This is a genomic window from Kitasatospora sp. MAA4 (assembly GCF_029893355.1).
GTDB lineage: Bacteria > Actinomycetota > Actinomycetes > Streptomycetales > Streptomycetaceae > Kitasatospora.
Map to the genome: position 1 here is coordinate 211,621 of NZ_JARZAI010000011.1, position 21,568 is coordinate 233,188.

The following is a 21,568-nucleotide window of genomic DNA, read 5'->3' on the forward strand; positions in this document are numbered from 1 at the left end:
CCTTGTCGAGTACGCCTCCGAATCGTGACCTTGGGGCGGGAACCGATTCGAGGGCCACCCCAGTGGCGGAACCGGTGGCCGAGAGGCCCGCGTCATTGCCGGGGACGAGCCGAGTGCTCGCAATAACCGCCGGTCGGACGGGGTGTGGACCGCCAGGATCGTCCGCCGGTGACGGAGACTGTAGAGCCAGAGGAGCGCTGTGCGGACCTCCCGGGAGTCCGGGCGGCCCATGCGGCGCCGTGCACACGAGGAGGTCGGGATACGTGGGCGAGGCCCCGGACAAGGCGCGGCACGACGGGGAGCGGGAGCTGCCGGCGGAGGTCGCGACGACGACCCCGACGACCCCGGCAGCGAGCGGCGGTGAGGAGGCCGGCGGGGACGTCGGCGGCTCGACTGTCCATCTGCGCGTCCGGGATGCGGACAACGCGACGACCTTCCTGCGGATGCCGGACGAGTCGAAGGCCGAGCCGGCAGCGGACCGCGCGACGACGTTCCTGCGGATGCCCGCTGATCCGAAGCCCGCGACGGCCCCGGAGGCCGAGCCGGCCGAGCCGAGCGAGGCGGACGACGAGGCGCCGGCCGAACCGCAGGCGCCGCAGGAGGCCGGCTCGCCCGACCCGCGTCTCGCCATCCGGGACGCCCGGGAGGGTGCGGCGGAGTCGACCGAAGAGGCCGAAGCCGAGCCCGAACCCGAGGCCGCCACCGAGCGGGACCCCGAGCCCGCCGCCGAGCCGGTGGCCGAGTCCCCGTCGGAGCCCGAACCCGAACCCGAGCTCGTCCTGGTGGCCGTCGCCGCCGTAGCCGCCCCGGAGGTCGATCCGGCCGCCTCTCCCGTCCCACCAGCCCCACCTGCCGCATCCGCCGCGCCCGCGTCCCCGCCCGTCTCCCCGTGGACCGCCACCCCGCCGCAGTCCCCGCCGCATTCCCCACTGCCGCCCGCACCCGCGCAGCCCGAGTCCGGCTACGCCCCGGAGACCACCTCCGAGGCGCTGGAGGTCCTCGCGGCACTCAGCGCGCGCCCGGTCTCCCCGCTGCGCCGGGCGCTCAAGCGGATCACCATCTGGACGGTCTTCTTTGCCGTGGTGCTGGGCGCCGTGGTGACCGCGCAGCTGCTGCGCCCGCTGCCCGGCCCCAAACCGAAGATGACCACGGCCGGTTCCTTCACCTTCACCGGCGACCCGCTGGCGATGCCGTGGCCGACCAAGGGCCAGGCCGCCGCCGAGGTGGTGGGCCTGGGCAGCCTGGGCAACTCCGGTCCGGACACGCCGGTGCCGATCGCCAGCGTCACCAAGGTGATGAACGCCTACCTCATCCTTCAGGACCACCCGCTCAAGAAGGGCGAGACCGGCCCCGCGCTCACCGTCGACAAGGCCGCCGCCCAGGAGTCGGGCGACTCCGACCAGTCCACCGCCAAGGTGACCGAGGGTCAGCAGATCAGCGAGTACGAGGCGCTGGAGATGCTGATGCTGCCCTCGGCCAACAACATCGCCCGCCTGCTGGCCCGCTGGGACGCCGGCACGGAGGACGCGTTCGTCAAGAAGATGAACGACCAGGCCACCGCGTTCGGGATGGCCGACACCACGTACGCGGACGCCGCCGGATACAACAACGACACCAAGAGCACCGCGAAGGACCAGCTCAAGCTGGCCGAGCAGGTGATGAAGAACGACATCTTCCGGCAGATCGTCGCCGAGCCCGACAGCACCATCAACGGCACCCGGATCTACAACACCAACGCCCTGCTCAACCCGAAGAGCGGGATCATCGGCACCAAGACCGGCTCCAGCACCCCGGCCGGCAGCTGCCTGATGTGGGCGGCCGTGAAGGACGTCGGCGGGACCAAGCAGATGATCCTCGGGGTGACCCTCGGCCAGCCGCCGACCACCACCGACAACATCCTCAAGGCCGCCCAGACCGTCAGCGCGAAGATCATCACCGCCGGCCAGAACGCGCTGACCGCCCAGGTCATCGCCAAGCAGGGCGACGTGGTCGGCTACGTCGACGACGGCCTCGGCGGCCGGGCGCCCGTGGTGGCCGGCCAGGACGTCACGGTGTCCGGCTGGACCGGTACGACCGCGACGCTGAGCCTGGACCAGGGCGCGGTCCGGCTCGGCCACAGCGCCAAGGCCGGCACCCAGGTCGGCACGATCACCGCGGGCGAGGGCACCGCGCAGACCCGGATCCCGGTGCTGCTCCAGCACGACCTGGCTCCGCCGTCGATCATGTCCCGGCTGACCCGCCTGCTCTGAACCGTCGGACGCGCTTCCTGGGGCCGGCCGCAGCCGGCCCCAGGTAGCGGGCGACCGTCTCCTCCTCGGCGATCACCCGGCCGAGCGCGAGCGCCAGCGTCAGCGCGGCGAAGACCACGATCAGCCAGGAGAGAGCGGTGAAGACCGCGCCGTAGGGGCCGAACTGCTGCACACTGCGGGACATCGCCGCCGGCAGGTACAGCTGCGCGACCAGCTCCAGCACCACCACCGCCACCCCGCTCAGCACGGCGCCCGGCAGCAGCGGGTGCCAGCGGATCCGGGAGCCGAGCAGCAGGTGCTGGGTCCACCACCAGAGCAGCGTGGCGGTCGCGAACGAGAGCGGTACTCCCAGCCACCAGCCCACGCCGAACCCCTTGCGGATCGGCCCGAGCAGGCCCAGGTAGACCAGCCAGACGAGCAGCCAGGCCAGCCAGCGCCAGGCGGCCAGCCGGGTTGACGCCCGCGGCAGCTCCCAGCAGCGCTCGCAGACCCGCTGCATGGCCCGGCTGAGCGTCGTCGCCGAGAGCAGGGTGACCAGCGCGCCGACCGCGCCGACGGTCTGCTCATCCTGGGAGTCGTGGCTGGTCATCACCAGCATCTGCACCTGCTGCTGGGCCGGCCCGCGCAGTCCGAGCTGGTCGCGCAGCGAGTCGAGCAGCTCCTTGCGGATCACCGCCGGCGCGAAGACCGCCACCACGAAGAGCGCCGGCAGCGCGCTCAGGAAGGCCTGCGCGGCAAGCCGGGTGGCGTTGTCCAGCAGGTTGACCCGGACCAGCTGCCCGACCGCCCGGCCGACCAGCGGCACCTGGGTGGGCAGCTCCTTCGCCGTGGTGCTGAGGGAGTCGGCGCGCTGCCGGATCCTGGCCCAACGCCCCACGAGTGCTCCCTCCACGTCTGCCCGGTGAGCACATCGTCACCCGACCCCCGGTCGCCCGCACCCGCACCGGGCACGCCGAAGGGGCCCGTACGCGGACGTACGGACCCCTTCGGCGACGGTGTTCGAGGCGTGTTACTTCTTCTTGCCCGTCAGCTTGCCCACCCGGTCGGCCACGCCCCAGGCGGTGACCCGCCAGAGGGCCTCGACCAGGATGTTGCGGCTCATCTTCGACTGGCCGTGCTCACGCTCCACGAACGTGATCGGCACCTCGGCGACCTTGAAGCCGGCCTTGACCGTGCGCCAGGCCAGGTCGACCTGGAAGCAGTAGCCCGCCGAGGCGACCTGGTCCATGCCGAGGCCCAGCAGGGTCTCCTTGCGGAACGCGCGGTAGCCGCCGGTGACGTCCTTGATCGGGACACCCAGCATCAGGCGCGAGTAGAGCGAGCCGCCGCGGGAGATCAGCAGGCGGGACTTCGGCCAGTTCACGACCTTGCCGCCGGCCACCCAGCGCGAGCCCAGCACCAGGTCCGCGCCGCGCAGCGCGGTCAGCAGGCGGTAGAGCTCCTCGGGCTGGTGCGAGCCGTCCGCGTCCATCTCGACCAGGACGTCGTAGCCGTGCTCGATGCCCCAGGCGAAACCGGCCAGGTAGGCGGCGCCGAGGCCCTCCTTGCCCTTGCGGTGCATGACGTGGACGTTCTCGTCCCGCGCGGCGATCTTGTCGGCCATCTCGCCGGTGCCGTCGGGGCTGTTGTCATCCGCGACGAGGACGTGCACCTCGGGGACGGCAGCCCGCACCCGGGAGACGATCCGTTCGACGTTCTCGGCCTCGTTGTAGGTCGGGATGATGACCAGCACCTTGCCGAGGTCGGCGAAGGAGTGCTCCTGGGGCGCAGTCACGTACGAGCCTTTCGGGTTGTGCCGTGTCCACCCTGGACACGGCATCGCGTCTCTGTTCTCTCTATGAAGACCACCTGCAAGGCCCGGGAGCGGTCCGCCGGGAGCTTCTGGTACGGGTCGTCACCACTGCCGATGGTAACGACCCGGAGCCGGAGCTCGGCACGCAGGCCGTTGGCGGGGGCTTCGGGCAGCTGCGAGAGACAGAGGGCTGAATGCCACTTGGCTGATAGTAGTGAATCGCGGGGGCACCCATACCCCGCTCAGCTTCCACTCAGCTGCCGGAGGTCCCCTCGCCCTCCAGCTCCGCCAGGTCCTCGGCCAGCGAGTCCTTGAGCCCGCGCAGCAGGGAGACGAAATTGTCGAGATCGGTGCCCTGGCACCACTCCGGCGGCGATGTGATCGTGTCGTTCATACGGCGACGCTAGCCAGCAGCGATCAACAACGAATAAGCGCGCGCCGGGCCCTGTACCCCAAACACCAGCCATCGCGGGCGACACGATCCGCTAGTCTGTGATCGGTCAGACGGACACCCCGCACGGGGTTTGTTCGGTGCATCCTCCCCGCCCCAGTAGCTCAGGGGATAGAGCACGGCTCTCCTAAAGCCGGTGTCGCAGGTTCGAATCCTGCCTGGGGCACAGTGGTACCGCAGTTGACAGGCCTTCCGCCCCTCCGGGCTGAGGGCCTGCTGCGTTTTCCGGTCAGGGCTCGGCGGGGGTGGCGGTCCAGCTGGCCAGCAGGCGCAGGGATTCGGCGGAGGGGGAGCCGGGTTCGGCGTGGTAGGCGAGCAGGACCTGGTCGGGGTCGGAGGGCAGGCGCAGGGTCTCGTAGGCGAGGGTGAGGCGGCCTGCGACGGGGTGGTGCAGGTCCTTGACGCCGTGGCCCTTGTCGCGGACGTCGTGGGAGGCCCACAGGCGGCGGAACTCCTCGCTCTTGACCGAGAGTTCGCCGATCAGTGAGGCGAGCCGGGGGTCGTCCGGCCAGAGGCCCGCGTCCAGGCGCAGGCTGGCGACCACGTCGGCGGCCTTGCCCTCCCAGTTGTCGTACAGCTCGTGGGCGTCCGGGACGAGGAAGACCTGCCAGGCGAGGTTGCGCTGCTCCGCCGGCATCGCCGCGAAGTCGCCGAACATGGCGCAGCCGAGCCGGTTCCAGGCGATGATGTCCAGCCGCCGGCCGAGGACGACGACCGGCACGCCCTCCATCGAGTCGATCAGCCACTGAAGCGACGGGCGGACCCGCTGCGGGCGGCTGGAGGCGCGCGAGCGCCGGTGGACGGGCTTGGTGAGGTGGGCCAGGTGCTCGCGCTCGGCCTGGGTCAGCCGCAGCGCCCGGGCGATCGCCTCCAGGACGGTGGCGGAGACGTTCTGCCCGTGTCCCTGTTCGAGCCGGGTGTAGTACGCGACGCTGACCCCGGCCAGCTGCGCCAGTTCCTCGCGGCGCAGTCCCGGGACCCGCCGTCGGCCGCCGTGGGGCGAGAGGCCCACGTCCTCGGGCCGCAGGCGGGCCCGGCGGGAGCGGAGGAACTCGCTCAGATCGGTGCGCTGGTCCATGGGAAAAGTATGAGGGTGATACTCCCAGTCGTACGCTCCGCAGACGTACGCACGGCGTGTGGCTGGCTAGTCGCGTCGGTAGCGAGGAGGCTGGACGCATGACGACCCACACGACTGTCTCCGCCTATGCCGCACCCTCGCCGAAGGCCCCGCTGGAGAAGACCACCGTCCCTCGGCGGGAACTGGGCGAGAACGACGTCCTGATCGACATCAAGTTCGCGGGCATCTGCCACTCCGACATCCACCAGGCGCGGGCCGAGTGGGGCGAGGGCATCTTCCCGATGGTTCCCGGCCACGAGATCGCCGGCATCGTCGCCGCCACCGGCCCGGGGGTCACCCGGTACGTGGTCGGCGACCGGGTCGGCGTCGGCTGCTTCGTCGACTCCTGCCGCGAGTGCGACAACTGCCGCGCGGGCCAGGAGCAGTACTGCACCGGTGAGTCCGGCATGGTCGGCACCTACAACAGTGTCGGCCGGGACGGTGAGCCCACCTACGGCGGCTACTCGACCCACCTGGTGGTGGACGAGAACTACGCCGTCCGGATCCCCGAGAGCCTCCCGCTGGACGCCGCCGCGCCGCTGCTGTGCGCGGGCATCACGCTCTTCTCGCCGCTGAACCACTGGGGCGCGGGTCCCGGCAAGAAGGTCGCCGTGGTCGGCCTCGGCGGCCTCGGCCACGTCGGCGTGAAGATCGCCCACGCGATGGGCGCCGAGGTCACGGTGCTCAGCCAGTCGCTGCGCAAGCAGGAGGACGGCCTGCGCCTGGGCGCGGACCACTACCGCGCCACCTCCGACCCGGCGACCTTCCAGGAGCTGGCCGGGACCTTCGACCTGATCCTGAACACGGTCTCCGCCGACCTCGACCTGAACGCCTACCTCGGTCTGCTGCGCACCGACGGCACGCTGGTCCAGATCGGCGCGCCCGAGGTTCCGGCGACCGTCCACCAGTTCGCCCTCATCGCCGGCCGCAAGTCGCTGGCCGGCTCGATGATCGGCGGGATCGCCGAGACCCAGGCGATGCTGGACTTCTGTGCGGAGCACGGGATCACCGCCGAGATCGAGCTGATCCGCGCCGACCAGATCAACGAGGCGTACACCCGGGTCGTCGCGAGCGACGTCCGCTACCGCTTCGTCATCGACACGGCGACGATCTGACGCCCCTGGCGTGACAAACGGGCGTGACCACCGGATCCGGGCCCTCGCTGGGCGTGTCAGTCCAGCGGGGGCCCGCTCGCGTCCGGGGGCTCGGGGTGGGCGCGGTGGCGCATCCGGCTGCCGACCTGGCCCCGCAGTTGGCGGCTGAAGGCGCTGGCGCCCGCGGTGAGGAAGACGAAGTTGTAGAAGATCTGGACCAGCACCACGACCCGGGCGGTCTGGCCGGCGGCGTTGATGTCGCCGTAGCCGATCGTCGCGGTGGTGACCAGCGTGAAGTACAGGGCGTCGACGCGGGTGTGCAGGCCGTTGAACTGTCCCGGCGAATGGGACAGCGCCAGATAGGTGCTGGCGAAGATGACCAGCGAGAGCGAGATCAGCAGCGCGATCGCCGCCGCCGGCCGGCCCTGGTCGGAGGTGAGCAGGACTTTGCGGATCTGGGCCAGCAGCAGCACGGCGAGGGTGATCAGGGCCACCCCGAAGCTGGTCCAGCTGAGCACCGGGTGAGCCGGCCCGAAGCGGTTCAGCGGCAGCGTGAAGTATCCGACGATCAGCAGCACGAACGCGGCGGCCGGCGCCAGTTGCCGCAGCCACAGTTTGGCGCGCGGGTGCCTGCGCTGTGCTGTGTCCATGGGCTCCAGCCTGCGGCGGTGCCGTCGCACTGTCCTGACGGGGCCGCCGGGGTTGCGCTGTCCGGGTGTGTGCGGCAAGTCCGGCATGTGGATGATCAGCCAAGATGGTATTTGGGTGATTGCCCTGGCATCTACCATGCATATGCACCTGAATCCCTGGCTGATAAGAGGGCCGGCCGGGTGCGGCGCCGCTGGTCGGCGTTCGGCACAAGGAGCGGCAGATGATCGTCGAAGACCTCCTGCGGGTGGAGGACCTGCGACTGGGACTGGCCTGGGGGCCGCCCGAGCTGCTCGCCCGACAGGTCACCGGCGTCACGTCCACCGACCTTCAGGACCCGGCCCGCTATCTGCAGCCGGGTGAGCTGGTGCTCTCCGGGCTGGTCTGGTGGCAGCCCGACCACCCCTCGGCCGCCGCGCTGGCCCTGCGCTTCGCGACCTCGCTGCGCAGCGCCGGGGTGGCCGCGCTGCTGGCCGGCGAGGGCACCCACGGCGAGGTGCCGACCGGGCTGGTGGACGCCTGCCGGGTGCACGGGATCCCGCTGTTCTCGGTCCCGGCCGGGACCAGTTTCCGGGCCGTCACCGACCGGATCTACCTGCGGCTCTGGGGCGATCTCCAGGCCCGCTCGGAGGGGGCCGCGGCGGTCCCGGAGACGGCGCGCCGCGAGCTGGTCGAGCTGATGTACGCGGGTGCCCCGGCCGGCGTGGTGCTGGGCCGGGCGGTCTCCCGGCTCGGCTGCGGGCCCTGCTCGCTGGTCTCCGCCTCGGGCCGCACCGTCGCGACCTCCCCCGGAGCCGCGGACCCCGACCCGGAGGCCGTCCGGCACGCGCTGCCCACGGTCGGCGGCGACCAGGCAGCCGGCCCCGACCTGCCGCGAGGCGCCGCCGCGCTGGCGATCGGCGCACCCGGCGAGAGCCCGTTCGACGGCTGGTACCTCTACCCGCACGGCGACGCCGCCGCCGGAGCGGCCACCGTGCTGCACGGCCTCGCGGACCTGCTCGCCACGCTGTGGACCCGCACCCGGGCGGAGGCCGCCGACAGCCGTCGCGCGGCCGGGCGGCTTGCGGCGCTGCTGACCGCCGACGCCGCCGCGCACCCCGCCGAACTCGCCGAGGCGCTGGCCGCCTGCGGACTCCCGGCGCGGGGGCCGCTGGTCCCGCTGGTCGCCCGGATCGACGGCGTGGACGCGCCCTGGGCCGCCGACGCGCTGGCCGAGGCGCTGCGCACGGCGACCGCCGACCAGTTCGCGGTGGGCGCGGACGAGGCCGGCCGGGCGGTCGCCGTCGTGGTCTGCGAGCGGCCGGACGAGCTGACCGCCCGGCTGCGCGAGGTCTGGCCGCGCCTACAGGCCCGGCTGCCCGACCGCCACCTGCTGCGCGCCGGAGTCGGACCGCGCAGCAGCGGGCCGCGGGCGGAGCTGGCGGCCGGGTTGCAGCAGGCCCGCTACGCCCTGGAGGCCGAGGCCTCGGCCGGGCCGCGGGACTGCTCGGTGGGCGCAAGCTCCGAGCTGACCTCGCTGGCGGCCCTGGTCCGCGGTGTGCCCGTCGAGGTCGCCGCGGCCTTCCGCCGCCGGCTGCTGGAGCCGCTCGCCGAGCACGACCGCAGCAGCGGCGGCGCCCTGCTGGCCACCCTGGTCACCTTCCTGGACCACGACTGCTCGTGGGCCAGGACGGCGGAGTCGCTGCACGTGCACGTGAACACCGTGCACTACCGGATCCGCCGGATCGAGGAGCTGACCGACCGCGACCTCGGCCGCCTGGACGACCGCCTGGACCTACGGGCGGCCCTGCTCTGCGGCCCGGCCTGACATAGGCCGGTCGGTCTTTATCAGCCCAGCTCGACCAGTGCGCGCGGCGAGGCAGCCACCTGGGCGTCGCGCCGCGCGATGTCGGTCAGCATCGTCAGGTCCTCGCGGGCCTCCCGCAGCACCCGGGGGTCGAGATCCCCGATCAGCAGCTCGTCGTCGGTCGGCCCGGCCTCGGCGAGCAGCAGCCCGTCCGGCCGCCAGATCGCGCTGCCGCCGCAGGCGTCCCGCTCGCCCGCCGGGCCGACGTGGTTGGCGAGCACCGCGTAGCAGGTGTTGTCCATCGCCCGGGCCGGGAACCAGACCTGCGACTGGAGGCGGCCGCCGCCGGTGCGGAACAGCGCGCCCACCAGGTAGGCGTGGCAGCCGTCCAGGGCCGCCGCGCGGGCGTGCTCGGGGAAGCCGGAGTCGTAGCAGACCCCGAGTCCGAGCCGCCAGCCGTCGAGTTCCAGCGTGCAGCCGGCGGTGCCCGGGCGGAAGACCTTCGGCTCCTCGCCGTACTGGTGCTGCTTGTCGTACCGGGCCACCACCGCACCGCTCGGGGCGAAGACCAGGGCCGAGATGAACAGCCCCTCCGCGGCGCGGGTGGCCGCGCCCAGGACGGCCGCGGTGCCGCTCTCGCGGCAGGCGGCGGCGATCGGGGCCAACCGGGGGTCGTCCGCGCTGACGGCGTAGCGCAGCGGGTCGGAGCCGACCAGCTCGGGGTCGTAGCCGGTGAGGAACTTCTCCGCGAAGAGCACCAGTCGCGCGCCGGCCGCACCGGCCTCGCGGATCAGTTCGGCGGCCCGCTCGATGTTGGCGTCCACATCCCCGCGGACGGCGACGGCCTGCGCCACGGCGATCCGCAGCGGGCGGTCGGGCAGCGCGTGCGAGGGGGAGTCGGTGGAGGAGGCGGTGACATGAGAGGTGGTCATGTTCGTCCACCCTAACGAACGCGACAGGGACCCGCCGTGACGGCGGGCCCCTGTCGGACTGTCAGTTCATCCGGTAACCGGTGAAGGTCAGTTGGTGTAGTAGCCGGTGATGTCGGCGATCAGGTTGACGTTGCCGGCGAAGTTGTAGAAGTCGACCTTGCCGTTGACGACCGGGACGATCACCAGGTTCGGGATGGTCTCGCCGGCGGTGAAGTTGAGGTTCGACGCGCTGCTGCGGGTCTGGCCGTCGGGGTACACCGAGACGAAGCTGTCGGAGGTGGGGTCGGTGGCGGTGACGTTCAGGACCACCGCGGTGACGCCGGTGGCCGGCAGGCCCGCACGCCCGGCGACCTGGAGCGAGACGACGCCGCCCTGGCCGACCGCGCCGCTGGTGCCGCCGGTGCCGTCACGGGTGTCCAGCAGCCGCGACGGGCCGGCGGTGAAGAAGGACGAGCCGCCGGTCGGGGTGTAGTAGCCGCTGATGTCGGCGATCAGGTCGACGCTGCCGGCCAGGTTGTAGAAGTCCACCTTGCCGTTGACCACGGGGACCACGACCAGGTTCGGGATGGTCTGGCCGGCGGTGAAGTTGAGGTTCGACGCGCTGCTGCGGGCCTGGCTGTCCGGGTAGACCGAGACGAAGCTGCTGGCCGTCGGGTTGGTGGCGGTCACGTTGAGGACCACCGCCGTCACGTTGTCCGGCACGTTGCTGCCGTCGCCGGTGGAGGCGCCGGCGACCTGGAGCGAGATGACGCCGCCCTGGCCGACCTTGGTGCTGGTGCCGCCGGTGCCGTCACGGGTGTCCAGCAGGCGGTGCGGGCCGGCGGTGGTGAGCTTGGAGGCCCCCTCCGGGCTGTAGTAGCCCGTGACGTCGGCGATCAGGTCGACGCTGCCGGCGAAGTTGTAGAAGCTCACCTTGCCGTTGGAGACGGGGACCACGACCAGGTTCGGGATGGTCTCGCCGGCGGTGAAGTTGAGGTTCGACGCGCTGCTGCGGGCCTGGCCGAACGGGTAGACCGAGACGTAGCTGGAGGAGGTGGCGTTGGTGGCGGTCACGTTGAGGACCACCGCCGTCGCGTCCGCCGGGATGGTGCCGGTGCTGGTGGAGCGGCCGGCGATCTGCAGCGAGATGACGCCGCCCTGGCCGACCTTGGTGCTGGTGCCGCCGGTGCCGTCACGGGTGTCCAGCAGCCGGGTCGGGCCGGCCGGGGTGTAGCCGCTGGCCGTCGCCGGGGCACCGGTGGTGGTCGCCTGCACGTCGGTCGAGGCGACGAAGGCGAGCCGGTGGTTGAAGCGGATCGGGTAGTACGTGATGCTGCCGACCACGAAGGCCTGCGTGGTGCCGTCGTAGAAGTAGTCGCCCTTGACCGGCGTGGCGCCGCTGACGGAGACGTACGACTGGCCGGCCGCGATGGTGGCGTTCACCGGCACCGGCGCGAGGTACGGGGTGTACACGCCGGGGTAGTTGGCGTAGGCCGCCTGCTCCGGGTTGGACCGGCCGTAGACCGGGATGCTGGCCGCGCCCGGCTTCGGGGTGATCAGCGTCTGGCCGGCGGCGCTGCCGGGGATGCCGGTCTGGCCGCCCGGGTTGTAGAACCAGGCCTCGGTGCCGCCGTACCAGATAGCGGTCCAGTCGCCCTGGAGGTCGGCGACCACGTAGGTGGCGCCGGCCACGGCCTTGTCGGTGACGTCCGAGCCCTGCGTGGTACCGCCGTTGACCAGCGGCGCGGAGGTGCTCGGGGAGGTGTACAGGTAGACGAAGTTCTCCGGACGGGCGGCCGTGTTGTCCACCGGCGGCTGGTTCGCGGAGGTGAACGGCGGGGCGACGGTCACCGTGCCGCCGACCGTCAGCGAGGCGCCGCTGGTGTTCTGGATCGGCGCGCCCATCAGCTGCATGTAGTGCTGCCAGTCCCAGAACGTGCCCGGGTCCCAGTGCTGCGCGGGCATCGGGTTGCCGCTGCCGTCCAGCTCGGTCTGCTTGGGCACGTCGTCGTGGCCGATGATGTGCTGGCGGTCGAGCGGGATGTTGTACTTCGCGGCCAGGTACTGGGTCAGCGCGGCCGAGGACTGGTAGAGCTGCTCGGAGTACCAGGTCGGGGTGTTGCCCGGCCCGACGCCCGCGGCGTAGCCCTCGTGCTCGATGCCGATGCTGTGCATGTTGAACGTCTTGTTGCCGGTGTGCCAGGCGATGTCCTTGTCGCTCATCAGCTGAGCGACATGGCCGTCACTGGACCGCACCAGGTAGTGCGCGCTGACCTGCGAGGCGGCGGACTGGAAGGTCGCCAGGCTGCCGGCGTAGCCGCCCTCGGTGTCGTGGATGACGATGTACTGGATCGAGTCGCCGTCGGCCGGGCGGTTCGCGGTGCTGTAGTTGGCCGAAGCCGCGGGCGCCGCTTCGCAGTTCAGCGAGGCGGGGCACTCGGTGGGGCCGCCGGGGGTCACCGCGCGCGGGGCGGCGGCGGCCTGCGGGAGCTGGAGGCCCGGGTCGGCGGTCAGCGTGACGCTCTGGCCCTCGGCGGTCACCCGGGAGGCGCCCTGGCGCAGCGTGCCGAAGACCCGGTTGGCGAAGGCGGTGCCGCCGTCGGCCGCCGGGGACTGCCCGAACTGGACCACCGCGCCGTACCAGGCGCCCGGGTCGGCGGCGGCGGGCTTGCCGGCCTGCTGCTGGTACTGCGCCAGCAGGGCGGCGGCGCCGCGGATGCTCTGCGCGGAGTCGGTGCGCAGCGCCGCGTCGGGCTGGTTGATCAGCTTGGCCGCGGCGGCGAGGGTGTGCAGCGCGGGGCTGTCGACGACCTTGGCGGGCGCCGGGACGGCGTTCGGCGCCGGGGTGCCGCTACCGCTCTGGTCGACCTCCGGTGCGTCGGCCGCCGCGGCGGCGTCGGTCGCCGCCACGTCGACGTCGGTCAGGCCCATCACGTTGTAGTTGCCGGTGGTGCTCGGCTGTCCCTGGTGGGAGTCCCAGCGGGTCTCCTGGTAGGACAGCGCCAGCAGCACGCTCTGCGGGATGTGGAACTCGGCGGCGGCCGAGGCGAACTGGCCCTGCAGGGTGTTCGCGGCGGCGGCCGGGTCGGCTGCCTGCGCACTGGCGGCGCCGGCCACGGTGCTCGCCATCATGGCGAGACCGGTCGCGGTGGCCGCGGCGGCGCTGACCGCGCGCCGTCGGCCCGCGGTGCTGGGGGTGGATCGGTGGATGGCAGTCAACGGAGTCTGAAGACCTTCCGTGTCCGAGATGGGGGCCTTGGCAGGCCGGGATTCCCCTGAGTGGGCCGCCCGGCGCCAGGCGGCGGACCGGCCGGAGCGCGGTCCCCGAGAGGCGGGGCGGCACCTTCCCCAGGGGGGTGGAAGCGGTGCGTCAGTATGAGAGTTCGAAAGTCTGAGGTGACGCTAACACCCGGTACGCCGCAGCCGATCGACCGGGGGTGGCGGTTCGGGGGAGTTGTCGCCGGCAGACCTGCTGGAGCGTCACACCGTGCTCAACGACGGTGCTTGCCCCCGGCCACGGCCGGTTCGGGGTAGGGGATCCGCAGCTTGCGCGCGAGCGGGGCGACGGCGGAACCGGCGCCGAAGACGCGGGCCAGCGCGAAGAGCGAGGCGAGCACGGCCGCAGACCCGATACCGAGGCCGAGCATGTTGCCGATCAGGCCGCCGCCGAGCGCGCCGCTGATCGCGGCGGCGAGCCAGTGGCCGAGCACGGCACCCGGCAGGCCGGCCAGCAGCAGGCCCAGGTGCAGGCCGAAGACCCGGCGTCCGTCGAGGCCGCTGCGCAGCGGTGCGGCGAAGGGCGAGCGCAGCATCATGGTCTGGTCCGGCGACGCCTCGGGCGCGGCCGGCACGGCACGGAGCCGACGGCTGAGCGCCCGGCCGGTGATCACCACGTTGACCACGCAGGCGACGGTCTGGGCGCCGGCCATGCCGATCACGATCCAGCGCGGCGACAGCGTCCAGTACGCGAGGCAGGAGAGGCCGGCGTTGGTGCCCGAGCTGACCACGGTCAGCCAGAACGGGGTGCGGGCGTCGCCCATCGCGTAGAAGCCGCGGGCCAGCGCGTACTGGGCGCAGAAGGCCGGCAGGCCGAGCGCGAAGACCATCAGCAGCTGCGCGATCACCCAGGCGCTGTCCGCTCCGACCCTGCCGTGCTCGAAGGCGATCCCGGCGATCTGCGGGGCCAGGGCGATGAACAGCAGGGTGGCCGCCATGATCATGCCGGCCGAGGACTTCAGGACCTGGGCCAGGTCGGCGCCGATCTCCTGCAGGTTGCCCTTGCTGGCGGCCCGGGACATCCGCGGGAGCACGGCGGTGACCAGCGAGATCGTGATGACGCCCTGCGGGACCACGAAGAGCAGGTAGGCGTTGCTGTAGGCGATGTTGCCGAGGCCCGCCTTGATACCGGCGTGGGCCGCCTCGGTGCCGGCGCTGGTGCTCAGCCGGGAGATCACCGCGTAGGCCAGCTGGGTGGCGACCACCAGCAGTAGCGCCCACGTCGCCGCGCGCAGCGGCTTGGTCAGTCCCGCCCCACGCCAGTCGAAGCGCGGGGACCAGCGGAAGCGCACCGCCCGCAGCGAGGGCAGCAGGCCCAGGGTCTGCACCACGACGCCCAGCGTGCTGCCCCAGCCGAGCAGCCAGATCTGCCCGTTCGTCATGTGGCCGGCGCTGCGCACCCCGGTGGCGATGACCATGTAGAGGCCGAAGACCGCGATGGCCACCACGTTGTTGAGGATCGGCGTCCACATCATCGCGCCGAACTTGTTGCGCGAGGTCAGCACCTGCCCGAGCAGCGTGAACAGCCCGTAGAAGAAGATCTGCGGCAGGCAGCAGCGGGCGAAGGCGATGGTCAGATCGCGTTGCGGGCCGCTGTAGTCGGAGTAGAGGTCCACGATCTGTGGCGCGAAGAGCCAGGCCCCCACGGTCAGCAGGACCAGCGCGACGGTGCAGATGGTGAGCAGCCGGTCGGTGTAGGCGATGCCGCCGTCCTTGTGGGTCTGTGCGGCGTGCACCAGTTCGGGGACGAAGACGGAGGCCAGCACTCCGCCGATCAGCATCGTGTAGACGATGTTGGGCAGTGAGTTGGCGACGTTGAACGAGTCGCCCAGCGTCGTGGTGCCGAGCGCGGCGACGATCATCGCGCTGCGCACGAAGCCGAGCGCGCGCGAGGCGAGCGTGCCCATCGCCATGATCATGCCGTTGCGCCCGTCCGAGGTGGGGGCGGCCGGCTTGTCGGCGGGCTTGTCGGCGGGCGGCTCCTGGCCGGAACCGCGCTGCGAGGGGAGCTGCTCGGTGGGGGGTGCGTACGACGGGTCGGCCGGACCGAAGGACCCTTGCGCGGGGATCGGCCGCAGCGCCATGGTGGGCTGGTCCCCGTACGGCGGCGAGCCCGCGAACCGGCCGGGCGGCACGTACGAGCCGTACGACTCCGGCGGCCCGGGCGAACCGTACGGTTCGCCCGCCGTGTGCGTGGTCATCGGACCCCCGTCGCTCGGTGCCTGGGCAGGTGCTGCTGCGGGGCTGCCGCAGCTTGGGCAGGACGGGGAGTCGGTGTTCGGAGCTGACGCGCTGGCGCGAGTTCCGGACGACCGGCCGGCGCCGTGCTGTCGTGCTCGGTTCCCTCGGGAAGGGCATGGCTATGCCCAACCGGAGCAGTCTGCCCTACCGGGACACCAGGTGGGGAGTCCTGTGCCATGTGGTGGAGATCTCCAGCGCGAGAACCAGCCGTCGTCCGGCCGTCGCGGCGGGGTGAAGTCAGCGGGGAGGAGAGGCGGATTGTCCTGTTTGGTCCGCATTCAACCCGTCTCGCAGTGAACTGCGGTGGCTCATACGGCACTGTCCTCATTTCCTCCCCGCGAGTTCTCCCCGCGAGCCGACGATCACCTGTGTGAGCTATCTCACTGATCGTCAAGGCCTCGCACATCGAACTCCCCATGGTGCGGCAGCTCCGGGAACGGCACTGCGGAGGCGAGGACGCTCTGCACCCGCGGCCTGGTTCGCCAGTTCACCCGGCGGACGTCGCGGGTGAGCGCGCCGGGGTGCCACAACTCGACGGCGACGGTGGTCCCGCCGAGCACCGCGGCCGCCAGGAACCACCCGCCGAGGACGTCGCTGGGCCAGTGCACGCCGAGCGCGATCCGGGTGAAGCCGATAGCCGCGGTGGCGAGCGCGGCCAGTGAGCAGGCCGCGATCCGGCCGGACCGGGCCGCCTGCGGCCAGACCAGTGCGGCCAGTGCGGCCGCGGTGATCGCCACCGCCATCGCGTGGCCGGAGGGGAACGCCGGGCCGGTCGCGGTGGCCACCGGGTCCGGGTAGTACGGGCGGGGCCGGTCCACGAGGGCCTTGGCCGCCCACTCGGCGAACCAGCCGAGCAGGGCCTGGGCCGCCGTCCAGCCGGCCAGGGTGCGGGCGCCGATCATCCAGAGCCAGCCGGCCGCGAGACCGAGCAGCGTGCGCATCACGACCGGGCTGCCGAGCGTCGTCAGGGTCTGAAGTGCGGCGGTCCAGGCGGTGTGCCGGCGGGCGAAGTCGTGCAGCGAGCCGCTCCAGCCGGTGTCCAGGCGGGCCAGCGGCCCCCAGCCCTGCTCGATCAGCAGCAGCAGGACTCCGAACAGGACGGCCGCGCCGATGGCGACCGCCGTGTAGCGCGGGAGCCTGGCGTGCGAGGGGTGGAGGTCACGGGCTCCGGCGGCGGTCAGGTGCATGACTGACACCTTCCCAGGGCGGGATGCCGATCCGACGGGCGGCGGATAGCGATTCGGCATCGTTTGTACGCGAGTGGTGCGGGGGGCGTGGGCTGCCGCCCGGGATCAATCCGCACCTCCTGGGCGTTCCCCTGTCACCGTGCTCCCGTGTGCTTTGGTCACCGTGGGGGCTGGTTCGATCACGGATTGTTCATGTCGCGGGTGAAAACGCGCAGGATACTGCATCACACCAAGAATCTGAGCGACTTGGGAATCTTGTCCGGTTTCTGCACGTTGGATTGTTACGTGCGAGCTCCCCGGGGGCCCGTACCAGAGGGAGGCGTGTCGTCGCCGAGAGCAGACCCGGCATCACCAGCAAGGGAGCAAGAATGGCCACCCGTGCCGTCGTTCGCGACAGGGCCGACCGGACTCGTACGGCCCGCCCGACCAACTTTGAAGCCGACCGTGACCTGGTCGGCATGTACCTCGACGAAATCGCCAGGACGCCCCTGCTCGACGCCGCCGAAGAGGTCGAGCTGTCGCTGCGCATCGAGGCCGGCGTCTACGCCCAGCACCTGCTGAACGCGGCCGACGGCATCAGCTCCTCGGGCGCGCTCGACGGGGGCGTCGCGCCGGAGCCGGTGCCGCTGCCGGAGGGGGTCACGCGCGAGGAACTGGAGACGATAGCCGCCGACGCCGAGCGGGCGAAGGACGTCTTCATCCGCTCGAACCTGCGGCTGGTGGTGGCGGTCGCCCGGCGCTACCCGCGCAGTGGCCTGCCGCTGCTCGACCTGATCCAGGAGGGCAACGCCGGCCTGGTCCGCGCGGTCGAGAAGTTCGACTACGCGAAGGGGTTCAAGTTCTCCACCTACGCGACGTGGTGGATCCGGCAGGCGATCACCCGCTCGATCGCCGACCAGTCCCGCACCATCCGGCTGCCCGTCCACCTGGTGGAGGAGCTCGGCCGGATCCGTCGGGTCCAGCGCGAGAAGTCCAAGGAGCTCGGTCGCGAGGCCGACCCCTCCGAGGTCGCCGCCGAGCTGGACACCACCGAGGCCCGGGTGAAGGACGTACTCGACTGGGCCCGCGACCCGGTCAGCCTCAACATGGCCGTGGACGACGAGGGCGAGACCCAGTTCGGCGACCTGGTCGAGGACACCGGCGCCGTCTCGCCGGAGGACGCCGTGATGGTCATGCTCCGCCGCGAGGAGCTCGACGACCTGATCGGCCGGCTGGACGACCGGACGGCCTCCATCATCCGCTCCCGCTACGGGATGGAGGACGGCCGCGAGCGCACCCTCACGGAGGTGGGCAAGCAGCACGGACTCACCAGGGAGCGGATCCGCCAGATCGAGAAGCACGCCCTGGCGGAGCTGAAGAAGATCGCCGACCACGCGGGCTTCGAGGCGGCCTGAGGCGCCCGGCCGACCCGCAGCCCCCGACCGGGCCCCGCTTTCCGGGGCCCGGTCGGGGCTTGCCTGCTTACGGGGCTTGGGTGTGACTGCGCGTCAACCATCGTCAAGCAGGCGTGAACTCTCCGTTTCCCCGGCGCTCGTAGTCGGCCCCGCTTATTGACGGGTCGCCAGGGGCGGGCTGAGATGGGCATTCCGTCGCCGAGCAGAGTGTCAGGGGCATGGCGCTTGCCTGGTGGTGCGAGTTCCGGCGGAGGGGTGGGCCCGAGAGATGCGCGCGGACGCGGACGCGGACAGGGGTGGGGTCGGGGAAGCCGAGCCGGGTGGGGCGGATGCTCCGGTCGGGCGGGGTCCGGAGCTGCGAGCCGCTGAGGAGGCGCTCCGGGCGACGGGTGCGGTGCTGCTCTCCGGACCCGCCGGGATCGGGCGGAGCGTGCTGGCCGCCGCCCTCGCGGACCGGGCCGCCCGGGCCGGGGCCGTCGTGCTGCGCTGCGCGCCGTCGGGGGAGGAGAGCGCGCTCCCGTACGTCGGACTCGTCGACCTCTTCGCGGACCTACCCGAGCGCCGACTGGACGAGCTGCTCGACGGCCTGGCGGAGGGCCGGCGCGAGGCGCTGCGCGACGCGTTGCTCCGCGGTCGGCGGCCCGACTCGGACCTCGACCGGCTCGCGCTGCGGGTCGGCGTGCTCCAGGTGCTGCGGACCCTGGCGCAGGGGCCGGCCGGCCTCCTGCTCGTCCTCGACGGACTCCAGTGGCTCGACGGGCCCACCGCCGAGGTGCTCGGCTTCGTGCTGCGCCGGACCGGGCGGCTCGGGGTCCGGATCCTGGCGACCGAGCGGACCGGTCCGGGCTCTTCGGTGCTGGGCTCTTCGGTGCTGGGCTCTTCGGTGTCGAGCCACCGGGCGGGGCGGCCCGAGGTGTGCCCGACCGAGACCGTCGAACTCGTCCTGCCGCCGCTGGGACCGGCGGCAACCGCCGAACTGCTCGTCCGCGACCGGCGCGGACCGCTGCCGGCGGCGGTCCTGCGGGACGTCCAGCAGGTCGCGGCCGGCAACCCGCGCCACGCCCTCGAACTGGCCCGTGTGGGCTTCCGGCTCGGCGCGGACGGCGCGGGTCCTGTCCCGCAGCGCCTGCGCCGACTCGTCCTCGATCAGCTGCGGGACCTGTCGGGTGAGCAGCGCAGGGCCCTGCTGCTGGTGGCGGCCTCTTTCTGCCCGACCGTCGCCGAGCTGCGCACGGCTGTCGGCGGCGATGACCCGCTGCTGCTGCTCGCGCCGGCCCTGCGCTCGGGCCTGGTCGAGCTCGACGCGGGCGGCGGGGAGGACGGCTCGGACGGAGGGGTGGGACGGGTCGGCTTCGGGGATCCGCTGGCCCGGGTCGTCCTGCTCGCGGAGGCGGCGCCGAACGAGCTGGCCGCCGCCCGCCGATCGCTGGCCGCAGCGGCCGCCGACCCGGGTGAACGGGCGTGCCAACTCGCCCTGTCGCGGCCCGGCGAGCCCGACGAGCAGACGGCGGCGGCCCTCGCGGCCGCCGCGACCCGCGCTCGCGACCGGGGCGCCGGCTCCGAGGCCTACCGACTCGCCCGGCTGGCGGTCCGCCACACCCCGGCCGAGGTCACCGTTGCAGCCGGCGTCCGTGCGGACCGGTTGCTGACGGCGGCCACGTACGCCTGGGACGCCGGTCGGTGGCAGGAGGCCCGCGCGCTCGCCGCCGAGCTGCTGGACGCGACGCCGCCGCAGGCTGTCGTCGTTCGCACCCGGGCCAGGGTGCTCGTGCTCCGCTCGTTGGGCCAGCACTCGGAAGCACTGCGGGAGTTGATCGCCGCAGGAACCGCCGAGCTGCGCGCGGCCGTCGGCGAGCGCGAGCGCGAGCGCGAGCGCGAGGGGGAGGGGGAGCGCGAGGGGGAGGCGGTGGAGGTCGAGCTGGAGAGCGAGCTGCGCCGCTGGTCGGCGGAGCGGGCGCTGTCTGCGGGGTGGCTCGCCCATGCCGCGGACGAGGCTGCGCTGGCTGCCGAACTCGCGGCGTCGGTGGGGGACTCGGTGGGTCAGGCGGCTGCCCTCGCGGTGCTCTCGACGGTCCAGACCCTGCGCGGGCGACTCGTCGAGTCCCGTCGAACACTCGCGGCTGCGAGCACCGCAGGCGCTGAGGGCGCTGAGGGCGCTTCGCGGGTCGCGGGCCCGGCCGGGCAGTCGGTCCGCCGGGACCTCCAGCGCAGGCAGGCGGTCGCCGACCTCGACGCCGATCGCGCGAGCGCGGCAGTGCTGCGGCTGACCGGGCTCGCCCGCAGCGCTCCCGGCGACGCCGGGATGACGGACGCGGTCGAGTCGCTTGTCCTGCTGATCAGGGCCCAGGCGACCGCAGGTGAGGCGGCGCCGGCGATGGCCTCGGCCACCCGACTTCGGGACCTGCTTGCCGGGATCGGCTCCCAGCCCGAGGCGTTCGCCGCCGCGCTCACGGGGACGGTGCGGATGCCGGCCGGAGCTGGGCCGACCGATCCCGCGCGATCGGGGCAGGAGGCCGGCGCGGTGCCGACGATCGGGGCCGGACCGGTGCTGCACGCTCAGGCGCTGGCCGAGTTGGCGGGCGGCAGCCCGGCGCGGGCAGGGCAGTTGGCTTCGTACGCGGCGACCGTGTCGGCGGCCGAGGGGGACCGGGTGCACCAGGTCCGTGCGCTCGGCACAGTGGGCGCGGTACACCTGGTGGAGGGGAACGCGGTCGCGCTGGCCGCGGGGGTGGAGGCCCTGCAGGAGGCCCGACGGCTGGGCGGTCGGCTGGGTATGGCGGATCCGGACTCGGTGCGTCGCCTCGCGGCGCTGGCGGAGAGTCTGGTGGCGCTGGGGGAGTACGGGGAGGCCACCAAGGTGCTGGCGGAGGCGAGATGGGTGGAGCGGGGGTGGGGCGAGGGGTTCAGCGGGAGCTCCAGGGCCGCAGTGGACCGGGCGGAGGGGCTGGCGCAGGCGGGGCTCGGGAACAGCTTGCAGGCCGCCTTCCTCCTGCGGGGGGCGGTCGAACGGCTGCGAGCCGCGAGGCTGCCACTGGACGTCGCGTGGACGCTGATGGCCGTGGGGTCGGTCGAGCGGCGGTCGCGGCACCGCGCGGCGGCCCGCGCGGCGCTGGTGCAGGCCCGCGAGATCTGCGCCGAGCGGTTGGCCCTCCCCTTGCTGGCCCGGATCGAAAGGGAGTTGGAGCGGCTGGAGCACGGCGGCGGGGGCCCGGGGGCGGACGGTGCCCGGCTGACGGCGAGTGAGCACCGGGTAGCCGGCCTGGCCGCCGACGGGGCGACCAATCGCGAGGTGGCGGCGGCGCTCTTCGTCAGCGTCAAGACGGTGGAGGGGACGCTCTCCCGCGTCTACCGCAAGCTCGGCGTGCGCTCGCGCGCGGCTCTGGCACGGGCCCTGGCGGCGCAGGGCTGACGTACGTTCACGC

Annotated in this window: 14 protein-coding genes and 1 tRNA gene; 6 read left to right on the forward strand and 9 right to left on the reverse strand. The window is 72.8% G+C overall.

Features of this window, described 5'->3' with window-relative positions; all coding sequences use genetic code 11:
• The first annotated feature begins 263 nt into the window (after positions 1-263).
• Complete coding sequence (locus P3T37_RS17090; protein WP_280724519.1) at positions 264-2,249, forward strand: D-alanyl-D-alanine carboxypeptidase; 1,986 nt, start codon at positions 264-266, stop codon at positions 2,247-2,249.
• On the opposite strand, the gene P3T37_RS17095 is transcribed toward P3T37_RS17090, so the two are convergent.
• From P3T37_RS17095 to P3T37_RS17105, 3 genes are all read right to left on the reverse strand, one after another.
• Positions 2,221-3,141 carry a YhjD/YihY/BrkB family envelope integrity protein gene (locus P3T37_RS17095; protein ID WP_280724520.1) on the reverse strand — a complete coding sequence of 307 codons (921 nt, stop codon included), beginning with the start codon at positions 3,139-3,141 and terminating at the stop codon, positions 2,221-2,223. The genes P3T37_RS17090 and P3T37_RS17095 overlap by 29 nt on opposite strands.
• A 117-nt stretch (positions 3,142-3,258) precedes the next feature.
• Positions 3,259-4,023, reverse strand: coding sequence for a polyprenol monophosphomannose synthase (locus P3T37_RS17100; protein WP_280724521.1), 765 nt, complete (start codon positions 4,021-4,023; stop codon positions 3,259-3,261).
• A 271-nt stretch (positions 4,024-4,294) separates the two neighbouring features.
• Complete coding sequence (locus P3T37_RS17105) at positions 4,295-4,435, reverse strand: hypothetical protein (RefSeq protein WP_280724522.1); 141 nt, start codon at positions 4,433-4,435, stop codon at positions 4,295-4,297.
• A 150-nt stretch (positions 4,436-4,585) separates the two neighbouring features.
• Between P3T37_RS17105 and P3T37_RS17110 the strand changes: the two genes are divergently transcribed.
• Positions 4,586-4,658: transfer RNA gene (locus P3T37_RS17110), tRNA-Arg, on the forward strand.
• A 63-nt stretch (positions 4,659-4,721) separates the two neighbouring features.
• Here P3T37_RS17110 and P3T37_RS17115 read toward each other — a convergent pair.
• Positions 4,722-5,570 carry a helix-turn-helix transcriptional regulator gene (locus P3T37_RS17115; RefSeq protein ID WP_280724523.1) on the reverse strand — a complete coding sequence of 283 codons (849 nt, stop codon included), beginning with the start codon at positions 5,568-5,570 and terminating at the stop codon, positions 4,722-4,724.
• 98 nt (positions 5,571-5,668) lie between these two features.
• Here P3T37_RS17115 and P3T37_RS17120 point away from each other — a divergent pair, with 98 nt between their 5' ends.
• Complete coding sequence (locus P3T37_RS17120) at positions 5,669-6,724, forward strand: NAD(P)-dependent alcohol dehydrogenase (RefSeq protein WP_280724524.1); 1,056 nt, start codon at positions 5,669-5,671, stop codon at positions 6,722-6,724.
• 56 nt (positions 6,725-6,780) lie between these two features.
• On the opposite strand, the gene P3T37_RS17125 is transcribed toward P3T37_RS17120, so the two are convergent.
• Positions 6,781-7,353 (reverse strand): potassium channel family protein, encoded by a 573-nt coding sequence (locus P3T37_RS17125; protein ID WP_280724525.1) that lies wholly within the window; start codon positions 7,351-7,353, stop codon positions 6,781-6,783.
• Between the two features lie 221 nt (positions 7,354-7,574).
• On the opposite strand from P3T37_RS17125, the gene P3T37_RS17130 reads away from it, so the two are divergent.
• Positions 7,575-9,158, forward strand: a complete 1,584-nt coding sequence (locus P3T37_RS17130) for a PucR family transcriptional regulator (protein ID WP_280724526.1) — start codon at positions 7,575-7,577, stop codon at positions 9,156-9,158.
• Between the two features lie 20 nt (positions 9,159-9,178).
• Here P3T37_RS17130 and P3T37_RS17135 read toward each other — a convergent pair whose 3' ends face one another.
• The 4 genes from P3T37_RS17135 to P3T37_RS17150 form a co-directional block, all read right to left on the reverse strand.
• Positions 9,179-10,069, reverse strand: coding sequence for a carbon-nitrogen hydrolase family protein (locus P3T37_RS17135; protein ID WP_280724527.1), 891 nt, complete (start codon positions 10,067-10,069; stop codon positions 9,179-9,181).
• 87 nt (positions 10,070-10,156) lie between these two features.
• Positions 10,157-13,267: a peptidoglycan recognition family protein gene (locus P3T37_RS17140; protein WP_280724528.1), complete on the reverse strand. Its 3,111-nt coding sequence runs from the start codon at positions 13,265-13,267 to the stop codon at positions 10,157-10,159.
• Between the two features lie 272 nt (positions 13,268-13,539).
• Positions 13,540-15,525, reverse strand: coding sequence for a murein biosynthesis integral membrane protein MurJ (gene murJ, locus P3T37_RS17145; RefSeq protein ID WP_280724529.1), 1,986 nt, complete (start codon positions 15,523-15,525; stop codon positions 13,540-13,542).
• A gap of 420 nt (positions 15,526-15,945) precedes the next feature.
• Positions 15,946-16,752 carry a phosphatase PAP2 family protein gene (locus tag P3T37_RS17150; protein ID WP_280724530.1) on the reverse strand — a complete coding sequence of 269 codons (807 nt, stop codon included), beginning with the start codon at positions 16,750-16,752 and terminating at the stop codon, positions 15,946-15,948.
• 368 nt (positions 16,753-17,120) lie between these two features.
• Here P3T37_RS17150 and P3T37_RS17155 point away from each other — a divergent pair, with 368 nt between their 5' ends.
• Positions 17,121-18,146, forward strand: coding sequence for a sigma-70 family RNA polymerase sigma factor (locus P3T37_RS17155; protein WP_280724531.1), 1,026 nt, complete (start codon positions 17,121-17,123; stop codon positions 18,144-18,146).
• Positions 18,147-18,414: 268 nt separating this feature from the next.
• A complete protein-coding gene (locus P3T37_RS17160; protein ID WP_280724532.1) occupies positions 18,415-21,555 on the forward strand; it encodes a LuxR family transcriptional regulator in 3,141 nt (1,046 codons plus the stop codon).
• Positions 21,556-21,568 lie beyond the last annotated feature (13 nt).